Raw genomic sequence first — 12,771 nt, forward strand, 5'->3', positions numbered from 1 at the left:
ATTTGCACGGCTTGCAATCAGAACCCCCGCCCGAGCGGGGGTTCAAAGCGGTATTAACTTACGCGCGGACCAGCTTTTCGTAGTCTTCGGCGATTTCGCGGGTCAGATCGCCTACTTCAAACGTATAGTCACCGATTTGCCCGACCGGCGTGACTTCGGCTGCTGTACCTGTCAGCCAGCACTGTTCGAAATCTGCCATTTCTTCGGGTCTGATGCGGCGTTCGTGGACAGTGACGCCCTTGTCTTTCAGCATCTGGATCACCGTCTGACGGGTGATGCCGTTCAGGAAGCAATCGGCCAGCGGGGTGTGCACTTCTCCGTCTTTCACGAAGAAGACGTTGGCACCCGTCGCTTCTGCCACGTTGCCGTTGTAATCCATGAACAAAGCGTCCGAGCAGCCTTTGGCCTCGGCCTTATGCTTTGAAATGGTGCAGATCATGTAAAGACCCGCTGCCTTGGCATGTACCGGAATGGTTTCCGGGCTGGGTCGTTTCCACTCGGCGATGTCCAGCTTGGCACCTTGCATCTTGGCATCACCGTAATACGCACCCCAGGGCCAAACAGCGATGGCCATCCGAACGGGGTTCTTGGCGGAAGCGACACCCATATCCTCACCAGAGCCACGCCAGACCAGAGCTCGGATATAAGCATCCTGAAGACCGCTGGCTTTCAGCGCCTCTTCCTTTGCCGCCTCGATCTCATCAACCGAGTAAGGCATTGGCATATCCAGAGCCTCGGCCGAGGCGATCAGGCGTTCCGAATGTTCGCGGCTTTTGAAGATCTTGCCGTTATAGGCGCGCTCACCCTCAAACACGGAGGACGCATAGTGCATCGCGTGGGACAGAATGTGCACATTCGCTTCGCGCCAGGGCACAAGTTCGCCATCCATCCAGATGACACCGTCGCGATCGTCATATCCCGCCATGCGAAACCTCCTGAGCCGGGCTAGATTTCCGAATGTTGCGCCGTTTAGGTCCGCATCGGACATAATGTTGCGCAAAAACTGCGATTCGATACCTGTGCGCACTTGGAATGTCAATAAGGCTGACATAAAGTCAGATCATATTGCGAATGAGGTCCAACATGTCCGACATCCGTCCCGCCCCGGTATTTGGCGGAGAAAGCCTGTTGTTTCTGACAGATGAGCAACTGAGGCAGGGTATCGAGGCCATGTTCTTTGCTTATCGCGGTTTTACCGCAGATCCTGACCGCATCCTGACTGAACTGGCCTATGGTCGGGCGCATCATCGGGCCATCCACTTCATCAACCGCGCGCCGGGGACAACGGTCAACAATCTGCTGGCCATATTGGGTGTTACCAAACAATCGCTGAACCGCGTTCTGCGTAGCCTCATCGAAGATGGTCTGGTCGAAAGCCGGGTCGGAACAGTGGACAAACGTGAACGCCACCTATTTCTGACGGATAAGGGGAAGGCGTTAGAGGCCAAACTCTCCGACGCCCAGCGCGCCCGGATGCGCGCGGCCTACAAGGATGCGGGCCCCGAAGCAGTGGCCGGGTTTCGCAAAGTGCTTGAAGCGATGATGGATGCTGATATGCGTCGTGCATATACAAAACTGCGGGATACGACTTCATGAGCGAAATGGACGCCCATCTTCTTATCGTCGATGATGACGAGCGCATTCGTGACCTGCTCAAGAAATTCCTGATGCGCAGCGGGTTCTTGGTGACTTCTGCGCGCGACGCGGCCCATGCGCGGCGGGTGATGTCAGGGTTGGATTTTGATATGATTGTGCTGGATGTCATGATGCCCGGTGAGGATGGCGTCAGCCTGACACGGGCCTTGCGCGAAACGCATTCCACCCCGATCCTGTTGCTGACGGCAAAGGGCGAAACCGAGCATCGGATTGCTGGTTTGGAAGCCGGAGCCGATGACTACTTGGCCAAGCCGTTCGAACCCAAAGAGTTGCTGCTTAGGATCAATGCCATTCTGCGCCGGATGCCGGAAACGCCCGCGCAGGACGCGGTGGCCAAGATTCTGCATCTTGGACCAATTCGCTACGATATCGAGCGGGGTGAGATGTGGCAGGGCGAAAATCCGGTGCGCCTGACTGCAACGGAAAGCCAGTTGATGAAGATATTCTCGGCCCAGCCCGGCGAACCGATTAGCCGTGCCAAGCTGGTCGAGGACCTGGGGCGCGACAAGGGACAGGCGCAGGAACGTGCGGTGGACGTGCAGATCACCCGCTTGCGTCGGAAGCTGGAGCAGGATCCGAAACAGCCTCGGTATCTGCAAACTGTGCGCGGTGCGGGCTATATGCTGGCGCCGGACTGATGAGCCGCTGCACGGCGTTTTTAGGCCTTGGGCGAGGATATTTTTAGCCAGATGAAGATGGAAGCCTGATGAAAACCGCTTTGCTGACCCACGCAGATTGCCTGAACCATGTGACACCGGAGGGGCATCCAGAGCGGGTGGCGCGGTTGGAACATATCCTTCATGCGCTTGAGGATTTGGATTTGCAGCGTGTGACAGCGCCGTTGGCAGCGGATGATGATTTGCTACGAGTTCATCCGCAGAACCATATCAGTGATATTCTTGACCAAATGCCCTCGGATGGGTTCAAGCAGATTGATGGGGATACATTCATGTCTCCAGGATCTGTTGATGCGGCTTATCGCGCGGCAGGTGCGGTGGTGCGAGCCGTCGATCTGGTACTGGGCGGTGAAGCACCGAATGCGTTCTGTGCGATACGACCGCCAGGCCACCATGCCGAGACGGAAACGGCCATGGGGTTCTGTCTGTTTGGCAATGCCGCGTTGGCTGCAAAGCATGCACTGGATCATCACGGGTTGAACCGCGTGGCAGTGGTGGATTTTGATGTTCATCATGGCAATGGCACGCAGGATTTGCTGTGGGACGAAAAGCGCGCGCTGGTGATCACCAGTCAGCAGATGCCGTTATGGCCCGGCTCTGGCCGTACTGACGAAACCGGCGCTTATGAGACGGTTTTGAATATTCCTTTGGCACCGGGCACAGGCGGAGCGGAGATGCGAGCCGCTTATGAGGCGCAAGCTTTTCCACGACTGCGCGCATTCAAGCCGGAACTAATTATTGTCTCCGCCGGGTTTGATGCCCATCAGGATGATCCGTTGGCAAATCTTAACTGGTCCACGGGTGATTTCGCCTGGATCACGGCGGAGCTGTGCAAGATTGCTGATGAAGTGTGTGATGGGCGTATCGTCTCGACTCTGGAAGGCGGGTATGATCTGAACGCATTGGCCGAGGCGACACGCGCCCATGTGGAAGAATTGATGAAGGCAGCACAATGACCGATACCCCAGTCGAACAGATGACCTTTGAACAGGCGATGAAAGAGCTTGAGGCCGTGGTGGGCCAGCTGGAACGCGGGGATGTGGCGCTGGATCAGTCGATCGCTTTGTATGAGCGGGGTGCGGCGTTGAAGAAACGCTGTGAGGATGAGCTGAAACGCGCCGAGGAAAAGGTGGCCGCGATCACTTTGGACGCAGATGGCCAGCCAACCGGGACGACGCCTGTCGAAGGTCAGTAAATGTTTCGTGAAAAGCTGGCACAGGATGCCGCGCTGATTCAAGACCATTTCGATCTGGTTCTGGGGACGTTGGACGATCTGGATGTGACACAGGCGATGGCCTATGCCACCGCGGGCGGCAAGCGTCTGCGAGGGTTTCTGGTACTGGAAAGCGCGCGGTTACTTGGCGTCGATGCGGCTCGGGCGATCTGGCCGGCGACAGGGATCGAAGCGCTGCATGCATACTCTCTGGTACATGACGACCTGCCCTGCATGGATGATGATGACCTGCGGCGAGGACGCCCCACAGTCCATGTGAAATGGGATGAAGGGACAGCCGTTCTGGCTGGGGATGCGCTGCAGACACTTGCGTTTGAGCTTTGCGTGCGGCCAGAGGTCGGAAATGCTGAAATGCGCGCCGAACTGGCTCTAACACTGGCAAAAGCGAGCGGCGCGCAGGGTATGGTTCTGGGTCAGGCGCTGGATATTGCGGCGGAGACGGCAGCAGAGCCACTGACACTGGATGAGATTACGCAACTGCAATTGGGCAAGACTGGCGCGTTGATCGAATGGTCCGCCTGTGCAGGCGCGCGGTTGGCGCAGGCCGATCCTGCCCCCTTGCGCCAATATGCCCAGGCGCTTGGGCTTGCCTTTCAGATCGCGGATGACATCATGGATGTTGAAGGAGATGCCGAAAAGGCAGGAAAGCGCTTGCAGAAGGATGCAGAGGCGGGCAAGGCGACCTTTGTCTCGCTTCTTGGTCTGGATGCGGCCAAATCCCGTGCCGCTGAGCTTGCGGATCAGGCTTGTGCTGCGTTGGATGAATATGGCCCCGCGGCAGAAACCTTGAAGCAGGCTGCCCGCTTCGTTATTGCCCGGGACAGCTAAGCCAGGAACGCCAAATGTCTGACCGCCCGAATACGCCCTTGTTGGACCTTGTGAGCCGCCCAGCGGATCTGAAGCAGTATTCAGATGCGCAACTGCATCAGGTCGCACATGAATTGCGGACCGAAACGATCTCTGCAGTATCGGTTACCGGAGGGCATCTGGGCGCGGGTCTGGGCGTGGTTGAGCTGACCACTGCGCTTCACGCAGTGTTCGATACACCCCGCGACAAGATCATCTGGGACGTCGGTCACCAGTGTTATCCACACAAGATTCTGACCGAGCGCCGCGATCGGATTCGTACCTTGCGTATGAAAGATGGCCTGAGCGGATTCACCAAACGCAGCGAAAGCCCTTATGACCCGTTTGGCGCGGCCCATTCCAGCACTTCGATCAGCGCCGCGCTGGGATTTGCCGTGGCCCGTGATCTGGGCGGTGTGACGCCCGAAGGTCTAGGCGATGCGATTGCCGTGATCGGCGATGGCTCGATGTCTGCGGGCATGGCATTTGAGGCGATGAACAATGCAGGGCATCTGAAGAAACGCCTGATCGTGATCCTGAACGACAACGAGATGAGCATTGCGCCACCCGTGGGTGCTCTGTCCAACTACCTATCGCGCATTTATGCGGAAGAGCCGTTTCACGGTCTGAAAGCGGCCGCCAAAGGCGCGGTGTCGTTGCTACCGGAACCCTTCCGTGAAGGGGCCAAGCGCGCCAAGGACATGTTGAAGGGCATGGCCATGGGCGGGACGCTATTTGAGGAATTAGGCTTTTCTTATCTCGGCCCCATCGACGGCCATGATCTGGACCAGTTGTTGCCGGTCTTGCGTGCGGTCAAGGCCAAAGCGACAGGACCGATCCTGATCCACGTATTGACCAAAAAGGGCAAGGGTTATGCCCCTGCCGAACAGGCGCGCGACAAGGGTCATGCAACCGCGAAGTTCGACGTAGTGACGGGTGAGCAGAAAAAGGCACCATCCAACGCGCCATCTTACACCTCGGTCTTTGGCAAGACACTGGTCGAGGAAGCGGCGCGGGATGACAAGATCGTCGCGGTCACCGCTGCAATGCCGGATGGGACTGGGCTGAACCTGTTTGCTGAGCGCTACCCTTCGCGGTGTTTTGATGTGGCGATTGCCGAACAGCATGGTGTGACATTCTCGGCTGCGCTGGCCGCCGGCGGGATGAAGCCGTTCTGTGCAATGTATTCCACTTTCCTGCAGCGTGGCTACGATCAGGTGGTACATGACGTAGCCATCCAACGCTTGCCGGTGCGCTTTGCAGTCGACCGTGCTGGTTTGGTCGGAGCCGACGGCGCGACCCATGCGGGATCGTTTGATATTGCTTACTTGGCCAACCTTCCGGGCATGGTTGTCATGGCCGCCGCGGATGAGGCTGAGTTGATGCACATGGTTGCCACTGCCGTCGCTTATGATGATGGTCCGATCGCCTTCCGCTATCCTCGCGGCGAAGGGGTGGGCGTTGACCTGCCTGAACGTGGCGAGGTGTTGGAGATCGGTAAAGGCCGCATGATCCAGAAAGGTGCCCGCGTCGCGCTGTTGTCCTTCGGGACGCGACTGGCCGAGGTGCAGAAGGCAGCCGAGGCGCTGTCAGCGCGCGGGATCACCCCCACCATCGCCGATGCGCGCTTTGCCAAGCCTCTGGATCGGGATTTGATCCTTGATCTGGCCGCGAACCACGAGGCGCTGATCACGATCGAGGAAGGCGCAGTTGGCGGTTTCGGCAGTCATGTTGCGCAGCTTTTGGCCGATGAGGGCGTGTTCGACGAAGGGTTGAAGTATCGCTCGATGGTGTTGCCGGATATTTTCATCGATCAGGCAAACCCAGCGGATATGTACGCGGTCGCTGGTATGGATGCAGAGCAGATCGAGGCTAAAGTACTGTCGATTCTGGGCGTCACGACGATTGGTGAAAAACGCGCCTGAATCGGCGAATTCGTTTGGCGCAAACGCGTGGTCGTGATTTAAGTTTCATAGACACATCTGAAATTGTGCATTTTTTGCACATGTTTTTTGCCTCTGCGGGGAAATAACAGCTTTGAAAATGACATAGGTCAATATCCTGATGTTCGGGTTACACTAGAACCCGACTCGGGGTGAGGCTGCTCCTTGCCCTTTATGCATAAGGTCGCAAGCGAATGAACAAGCTAGCCAGCCGCCGTGCGTTTCTTAAGGGAAAAGTGCTGCGCAATGATCAAAACTCCATTCGCCCGCCTGGGGCAGATGCAGCCGAGTTTCTTGAGCTGTGCACGCAATGCGACGAATGCCGCGAGGCATGTCCCGAAGACATAATCAAGTTCGACACACAAGGCTTCCCCGTCGTCCAACTGGATGCAAGCCCCTGCACATTTTGCGGCGATTGCGCCAATGCCTGCCCAACCGGAGCATTGAACCCTGAACACGTGGCTGATTGGCCCTGGCGCGCTGCGTTGTCGGCATCGTGCTTGTCGATGAACGGTGTCAGCTGTCGGGTCTGTCAGGATGTCTGCGACCACAACGCGATTCGTTTCAAACTGCAGCTTGGCGGTCGCGCTGAACCCCAACTCGACACTGATATTTGCACCGGCTGCGGCGCCTGCGCCAGCGCCTGCCCCGCCGGTTCCGTCAGCTTTGAACGCCACACCCCGCCCACGCAGGAGGTCGCCTTATGAACATCTGTGGATGCCTCGTCCATGTAACCCCTGAAACCACGCAGAGTGCACAAGCCACGATTGCAGGTACAAACGGGGCAGAGGTTCACGCGGCATCCGAGGATGGCCGCATTGTTGTTGTTGTCGAGGATACGCCGGAAAAACTGGCGTCCGAGACGATCATGGATCTGCATCAGATCCCGGGTGTGATCTCTCTGACCCTGACTTATCACCATTTCGAAGACCTCGCGGAGACCCGTCCGCACCTTAACGCTTCTCGCCAGATCTAAAGCCGGAGACCCATGTCATGACCATCTCTGAATCCCGCCGGACCTTTTTGAAATCAACCGCCGCCGCTGCGACAGCCTCGGCAGCGGGTCTGCCGCTTGCAACCGGACAAGCCAACGCTCAGGCCGGAAACCCTGATATTCGCTGGGACAAAGCCGCCTGCCGGTTCTGTGGCACCGGATGCTCAGTCTTGGTCGGCACCAAAGACGGGCGCGTGGTTGCCACGCAGGGCGACCCGGACGCGCCGGTGAACCGCGGCCTGAACTGCATCAAGGGCTATTTCCTGTCCAAGATCATGTACGGCAAAGACCGACTGACCACGCCGATGCTGCGTAAAACCAACGGCGAATACGACAAGAACGGTGAATTCGAGCCCGTCAGCTGGGACGAAGCCTTCGACGTCATGGCCGCCAAGTGGAAAGAGGCCCTTGCCAAGAAAGGGCCAACCAGCGTTGGCATGTTCGGCTCGGGCCAGTGGACCGTTTGGGAAGGTTATGCCGCTGCCAAAATGATGAAAGCCGGTTTCCGGTCCAACAACATCGATCCCAACGCGCGCCACTGCATGGCCTCTGCGGTTGTCGGCTTTATGCGGACATTTGGCATTGACGAGCCGATGGGCTGTTATGACGATTTTGAACATGCCGATACGTTCGTGCTCTGGGGCTCGAACATGGCCGAGATGCACCCGATCCTGTGGTCACGCCTGACCGATACGCGCCTGACCAAGCCGGGATCCGAAGTGCATGTGCTGTCGACTTATGAACACCGCTCGTTCGAGCTGGCCGATAACGGCATGGTCTTCGCGCCACAAACCGATCTGGCGATCCTGAACTACATCGCCAATTACATCATCCAGAACGGCGCTGTGAACGAAGACTTCGTCAAGAACCATGTGAAAATCACCAAGACCGCCACCGATATCGGCTATGGCCTGCGTGACAACAACCCGCTGCAGCAAGAGGCTGAAAACCCGAACTCGGGAAAATTGGAACCGATCAGCTTCGAAGAATATGCCGAGGCGGTTTCGGAATACACGCTGGAATACACATCGGAACTTTCCGGGGTTCCTGCCTCTCAGCTCGAGCGCCTAGCCCAGCAATATGCAGATCCAAACCGCAAGGTGATGAGCCTGTGGACCATGGGCTTCAACCAGCACACCCGCGGATCGTGGGTGAACTCACTGATGTACAACGTGCACCTACTGGTGGGTAAGATTTCCGAGCCCGGCAACTCACCCTTCTCGCTGACCGGTCAGCCCTCGGCCTGTGGTACGGCACGTGAGGTTGGGACCTTCGCGCACCGTCTGCCCGCCGATATGGTTGTGGCAAACGACAAGCACCGCGAGATCTGCGAGACTGCGTGGAAAATCCCTGCGGGCACCATCCCGCCCAAACCCGGGTTCCACGCCGTACTGCAGCACCGCAAACTGAAGGACGGTGATCTGAACGCCTATTGGGTGCAGTGCACTAACAACATGCAGGCCGCGCCCAATATCAACGAAGAAGGCTATCCCGGTTATCGCAACCCAGAAAACTTCATTGCCGTATCAGACCCTTATCCGACCGTAACGGCTCTGTCCGCTGACCTGATCTTGCCCACCGCCATGTGGGTCGAGAAGGAAGGTGCCTATGGCAACGCCGAGCGTCGCACGCAATTCTGGCGGCAACAGGTCAAGGCTCCGGGTGAGGCGAAATCGGACCTCTGGCAGCTGATGGAGTTCTCCAAGCGCTTCACCGTCGAAGAGGTTTGGGGCGAGGAACTGCTGGCCACCATGCCCGAACATCGCGGCAAGACCATGTATGAGGTGCTGTTCGCAAATGGCACGATCGACCAGTTCCCGCTGTCTGAAACCGCCGAAGGGTTCGACAACGACGAGTCCGAGCACTTTGGTTACTACGTCCAGAAGGGCTTGTTCGAGGAATATGCCAATTTCGGTCGCGGACATGCGCACGATCTGGCACCGTTCGAAACTTACCATCAGGCCCGCGGCCTTCGCTGGCCGGTTGTGGACGGCAAAGAGACGCTTTATCGCTTCCGTGAAGGCTATGATCCTTACGTGCCCGAAGGTGCGGATGTGAAGTTCTATGGCCATAAGGATGGCAAGGCCAAGATCATCTTTGCCCCATACGAACCCGCCCCTGAGGAACCGGATGAGGAATTCAACCTGTGGCTCTGCACGGGCCGTGTGCTGGAACATTGGCATTCGGGTTCTATGACCCGCCGCGTGCCAGAACTGCACCGCGCCTATCCCGCCGCTGTGGTCTACATGCACCCCGACGACGCGCGCGAGCGTGGTCTGCGGCGCGGGCAGGAGATCGTTCTGTCTACCCGCCGCGGCGAGGTTAACAGCCGGGTCGAAACCCGAGGCCGGAACAAAGTGCCGCGTGGTCTGGTGTTCATGCCGTGGTTCGACGAAGGCCAGCTGACAAACAAGCTGACCCTGGACGCGACCTGCCCGCTGTCGAAAGAGACCGACTTCAAAAAATGCGCCTGTAAGGTCGAGCGCGCGTAAAAGGCTGGCAAGGCAAAGGTCGTCCCCATGTCTCGTGTTGGCACACCCCTTTCGCCGCAGCGGCGCCGGTTCCTGCAGGACTCGGCGCGCGCAGCGGGCGGCTGCGTGGCAGCCGGGTCCCTGTTGGCCTGGCTGGCGCGGGACGCAAAGGCGTTGCCAGCCGAGGCCTTGCGTCCCCCCGGTGCCTTGCCGGAAAAAGACTTTCTGTCGGCCTGTATTCGCTGTGGATTGTGCGTGCGGGAATGTCCCTATGACACGCTGAAACTGGCTGAATTGGGTGTCGACGCGGTGGCCACCGGCACGCCGTATTTCACCGCCCGCGATGTTCCCTGCGAGATGTGCGACGACATCCCCTGCGTCGCGGCCTGCCCGACCGGTGCACTGGACCCTGGATTGGACAACATAGACGACGCCAAGATGGGTGTGGCCGTTCTGGTCGATCAGGAAAACTGCCTGAACTTCCTCGGCCTGCGTTGCGATGTCTGCTATCGGGTGTGTCCCGTGATTGACGACGCCATCACTCTGGAAACCGAACACAACGCCCGCTCAGGCAGTCATGCGATCTTCATTCCAACCGTTCATGCCGATCATTGCACCGGATGTGGCGTGTGCGAGAAAAGCTGCGTTCTGCCCGAAGCTGCGATCAAAGTTCTTCCCGCCCGATTGGCCCGTGGCAGCAGCGCTGATCATTACCTTAAGGGCTGGGAAGAGAAAGAAGCCAAAGGCGCCCCCGTCGTCGAAGGCATCATCGATTTGCCTGACCGCCTGCCGGGGCCGGGCACCGATAACCTTGTCGCACCGGGCGGATTTGAGCCCTCATTCAAGCTGCCGGAGGTCACCCAATGACCGCCCGCACACATATGCCACTGGGGCAGGAAGCCATCGCCGCCAAAGGCTGGCTGGGTGCCCATAAATACCTGCTGCTGCGCCGGGCAAGTCAGCTGTTCTTTCTGGTGTTGTTCCTGCTGGGCCCGTGGTTCGGGATCTGGATCGTGCAGGGCACTCTGGCCGGGTCGCTGACGCTTGGCGTGCTGCCCCTGACCGATCCGTTTGTTTTTCTTCAAAGCCTGATCGCCGGGCACTGGCCCGAGCTGACTGCCGCCATCGGTGCCGCCATCGTTCTGGTTGCTTACGCATTGATCGGAGGTCGCGTCTATTGCTCGTGGGTCTGCCCGATCAACCCCGTAACCGACGGCGCGCATTGGCTGCACCGCAAGCTGGGCCTGCAAAAAGGCTGGCAACCCAAACGTGGCACTCGGCTGTGGATTATGGCCACTGTGCTTATCGTCTCAGGCCTGACCGGAGCCATCGCGTGGGAGCTGGTCAACCCGATCACCATGCTGCATCGCGGGTTGGTCTTTGGCATGGGCTTCGTCTGGGCGATGGTCGCCGCGATCTTCCTGTTCGACTTGTTTGTCTCGCGCCACGGATGGTGCGGCCATGTCTGCCCGGTGGGCGCGTTCTATGGATTGATCGGCACCAAAGCAATGCTGCGGGTCAGCGCCGCCAACCGCTCCGCCTGCGATGACTGCATGGACTGCTACGCGGTCTGCCCGGAAAACCACGTGATCTCTCCGGCGCTGAAAGGCAAAGATACCCCGCTGATCCTGTCGCCCGACTGCACCAATTGCGGGCGCTGCATCGATATCTGTGCCGAAGACGTTTTCAAATTCACCCATCGGTTCGACGCCCTGACCGTCGCGCCACCGGAACCAACCGCCGCGCCTCAGCCGCGCGCCTCAAGACCTTTTTGAAGGAGTGAGAAGATGAAAAAGCCGATCCTAGTGGGCCTTGCCCTGATCCCGCCGCTGCTCCTCGGTGGCCTGGCCCTTGCACAATCTGCCGGGGTCAACAGCCTGCGCGGTGCCGAGGTAGATGAACCTGCCGTTCTGGATCAGGTGCATCGCACGGTCGAAGGCCGCATGCAGCGCAACTATCGCCAGCAGCCGCCGCTGATCCCGCACTCGATCGAACAGTACCAGATCGACCTGCGCACCAACCAGTGCCTGTCGTGCCACGACTGGACCAAAGCCGGTGAGCGCAATGCGCCAACGCTGTCGATGACCCACTATCTGGACCGCGAAGGCCGTGAGTTAGATCAGATCGCAGGCACTCGGTATTTCTGCAACCAGTGCCACGTGCCGCAGGCCGATGCGCTGCCGCTGGTCGACAACACTTTTGAACCTTCCTCCGGAAACTAAACTCAGGTCGAAAAGGAGAGCGCGAAATGTCCGACTCCCAAGAAAAACAAGGGCTCATCCGGCGCCTCTGGACCTGGTTCTGGAGCCCGATCGCCGTCCTCAGCGTTGGTTTCACCCTGCTTGCCGGATTTCTGGCAGGCATCCTGTTCTGGGGTGGGTTCCACTGGACGCTGGAACTGACGAATACAGAAGAGTTCTGCACCTCGTGTCACACGATGGAGGTCAATCTCGGCGAATACCGCGAGACCATCCACTATAACAACCATTCGGGCGTGCGGGCGATCTGTTCGGACTGCCACGTCCCGGACGAATGGAACCACAAGATCAAGGCCAAGATCATGGCCGTGAAGGATGTCTACCACGAACTGGCAGGCACGATCAGCACGCCCGAGAAGTATGAGGATCATCGTCTCGCTATGGCGACGGCCGTTTGGAAGAAGATGAAAGCATCCGACAGCCGGGAATGCCGTAACTGTCACAACTTCGACTATATGGATTTCACGATTCAGGAAACCCGGGCCGCCAATGAACACCAGCGCGCGATCGATAACGGCATGACCTGTATCGACTGCCATCAGGGTATCGCGCACAGCCTCCCACCCAACTATCTGGAAACGTATGAAAAGATTGCGAAAGAGATAGACGGAGAGGTTCTGCAGGAACACGCAGCCGCTTCAGGAGACGACATCCGCGCGTTCCTGAACAAAAGCTCGGATTAAGGTGGGACA

Annotated in this window: 14 protein-coding genes; 13 read left to right on the forward strand and 1 reads right to left on the reverse strand. The window is 58.5% G+C overall.

Annotated elements, in window-relative coordinates; genetic code table 11:
* Positions 1–58 precede the first annotated feature (58 nt).
* Entirely contained in the window at positions 59–925 is an 867-nt protein-coding gene (locus tag ACR0IU_RS17610; RefSeq protein ID WP_170471373.1) for a branched-chain amino acid aminotransferase, read from the reverse strand.
* Positions 926–1,083: 158 nt separating this feature from the next.
* Here ACR0IU_RS17610 and ACR0IU_RS17615 point away from each other — a divergent pair, with 158 nt between their 5' ends.
* The 13 genes from ACR0IU_RS17615 to ACR0IU_RS17675 all read left to right on the forward strand — a co-directional run bounded on the left by ACR0IU_RS17615 (position 1,084) and on the right by ACR0IU_RS17675 (position 12,762).
* The gene (locus tag ACR0IU_RS17615) at positions 1,084–1,596 is read left to right on the forward strand and encodes a MarR family winged helix-turn-helix transcriptional regulator (protein WP_010443130.1); all 513 of its coding nucleotides are present in this window, start codon (positions 1,084–1,086) and stop codon (positions 1,594–1,596) included.
* Positions 1,593–2,294, forward strand: coding sequence for a response regulator (locus ACR0IU_RS17620; protein WP_480717159.1), 702 nt, complete (start codon positions 1,593–1,595; stop codon positions 2,292–2,294). Before ACR0IU_RS17615 ends, ACR0IU_RS17620 begins: the two co-directional genes overlap by 4 nt.
* 68 nt (positions 2,295–2,362) lie before the next feature.
* Positions 2,363–3,289 carry a histone deacetylase family protein gene (locus ACR0IU_RS17625; RefSeq protein WP_480717160.1) on the forward strand — a complete coding sequence of 309 codons (927 nt, stop codon included), beginning with the start codon at positions 2,363–2,365 and terminating at the stop codon, positions 3,287–3,289.
* Positions 3,286–3,528, forward strand: a complete 243-nt coding sequence (locus ACR0IU_RS17630) for an exodeoxyribonuclease VII small subunit (protein WP_010443127.1) — start codon at positions 3,286–3,288, stop codon at positions 3,526–3,528. Before ACR0IU_RS17625 ends, ACR0IU_RS17630 begins: the two co-directional genes overlap by 4 nt.
* On the forward strand, positions 3,529–4,395 hold the full coding sequence (locus tag ACR0IU_RS17635; RefSeq protein WP_480717161.1) for a polyprenyl synthetase family protein: 867 nt from the start codon (positions 3,529–3,531) through the stop codon (positions 4,393–4,395).
* A gap of 14 nt (positions 4,396–4,409) precedes the next feature.
* Entirely contained in the window at positions 4,410–6,338 is a 1,929-nt protein-coding gene (dxs, locus tag ACR0IU_RS17640; RefSeq protein WP_480717162.1) for a 1-deoxy-D-xylulose-5-phosphate synthase, read from the forward strand.
* 212 nt (positions 6,339–6,550) lie between these two features.
* Positions 6,551–7,063, forward strand: coding sequence for a ferredoxin-type protein NapF (napF, locus tag ACR0IU_RS17645; RefSeq protein ID WP_480717163.1), 513 nt, complete (start codon positions 6,551–6,553; stop codon positions 7,061–7,063).
* Positions 7,060–7,332 (forward strand): chaperone NapD, encoded by a 273-nt coding sequence (locus tag ACR0IU_RS17650; protein ID WP_170471362.1) that lies wholly within the window; start codon positions 7,060–7,062, stop codon positions 7,330–7,332. Before napF ends, ACR0IU_RS17650 begins: the two co-directional genes overlap by 4 nt.
* Positions 7,333–7,349: 17 nt before the next feature.
* The gene (napA, locus tag ACR0IU_RS17655) at positions 7,350–9,842 is read left to right on the forward strand and encodes a nitrate reductase catalytic subunit NapA (RefSeq protein WP_480717164.1); all 2,493 of its coding nucleotides are present in this window, start codon (positions 7,350–7,352) and stop codon (positions 9,840–9,842) included.
* A gap of 27 nt (positions 9,843–9,869) precedes the next feature.
* Complete coding sequence (gene napG / locus ACR0IU_RS17660; protein WP_480717165.1) at positions 9,870–10,688, forward strand: ferredoxin-type protein NapG; 819 nt, start codon at positions 9,870–9,872, stop codon at positions 10,686–10,688.
* On the forward strand, positions 10,685–11,596 hold the full coding sequence (gene napH / locus ACR0IU_RS17665; protein WP_480717166.1) for a quinol dehydrogenase ferredoxin subunit NapH: 912 nt from the start codon (positions 10,685–10,687) through the stop codon (positions 11,594–11,596). The genes napG and napH overlap by 4 nt, the downstream gene beginning before the upstream one ends.
* 12 nt (positions 11,597–11,608) lie before the next feature.
* Entirely contained in the window at positions 11,609–12,043 is a 435-nt protein-coding gene (locus ACR0IU_RS17670; RefSeq protein ID WP_170398181.1) for a nitrate reductase cytochrome c-type subunit, read from the forward strand.
* A gap of 26 nt (positions 12,044–12,069) precedes the next feature.
* Positions 12,070–12,762, forward strand: coding sequence for a NapC/NirT family cytochrome c (locus ACR0IU_RS17675; RefSeq protein ID WP_170471354.1), 693 nt, complete (start codon positions 12,070–12,072; stop codon positions 12,760–12,762).
* The last annotated feature ends 9 nt before the right edge of the window (positions 12,763–12,771 follow it).

This window comes from Ruegeria sp. CL5, from assembly GCF_056536485.1.

Coding starts and splice junctions, on each gene's coding strand:
- ACR0IU_RS17625 (WP_480717160.1), top strand. CDS start 2,363: ATGAAAACCGCTTTGCTGACCCACGCAGATTGCCTGAACCATGTGACA.
- napG (WP_480717165.1), top strand. CDS start 9,870: ATGTCTCGTGTTGGCACACCCCTTTCGCCGCAGCGGCGCCGGTTCCTG.
- napF (WP_480717163.1), top strand. CDS start 6,551: ATGAACAAGCTAGCCAGCCGCCGTGCGTTTCTTAAGGGAAAAGTGCTG.
- napA (WP_480717164.1), top strand. CDS start 7,350: ATGACCATCTCTGAATCCCGCCGGACCTTTTTGAAATCAACCGCCGCC.
- ACR0IU_RS17650 (WP_170471362.1), top strand. CDS start 7,060: ATGAACATCTGTGGATGCCTCGTCCATGTAACCCCTGAAACCACGCAG.
- ACR0IU_RS17635 (WP_480717161.1), top strand. CDS start 3,529: ATGTTTCGTGAAAAGCTGGCACAGGATGCCGCGCTGATTCAAGACCAT.
- napH (WP_480717166.1), top strand. CDS start 10,685: ATGACCGCCCGCACACATATGCCACTGGGGCAGGAAGCCATCGCCGCC.
- ACR0IU_RS17615 (WP_010443130.1), top strand. CDS start 1,084: ATGTCCGACATCCGTCCCGCCCCGGTATTTGGCGGAGAAAGCCTGTTG.
- ACR0IU_RS17610 (WP_170471373.1), bottom strand. CDS start 925: ATGGCGGGATATGACGATCGCGACGGTGTCATCTGGATGGATGGCGAA.
- ACR0IU_RS17675 (WP_170471354.1), top strand. CDS start 12,070: ATGTCCGACTCCCAAGAAAAACAAGGGCTCATCCGGCGCCTCTGGACC.
- ACR0IU_RS17620 (WP_480717159.1), top strand. CDS start 1,593: ATGAGCGAAATGGACGCCCATCTTCTTATCGTCGATGATGACGAGCGC.
- ACR0IU_RS17670 (WP_170398181.1), top strand. CDS start 11,609: ATGAAAAAGCCGATCCTAGTGGGCCTTGCCCTGATCCCGCCGCTGCTC.
- ACR0IU_RS17630 (WP_010443127.1), top strand. CDS start 3,286: ATGACCGATACCCCAGTCGAACAGATGACCTTTGAACAGGCGATGAAA.
- dxs (WP_480717162.1), top strand. CDS start 4,410: ATGTCTGACCGCCCGAATACGCCCTTGTTGGACCTTGTGAGCCGCCCA.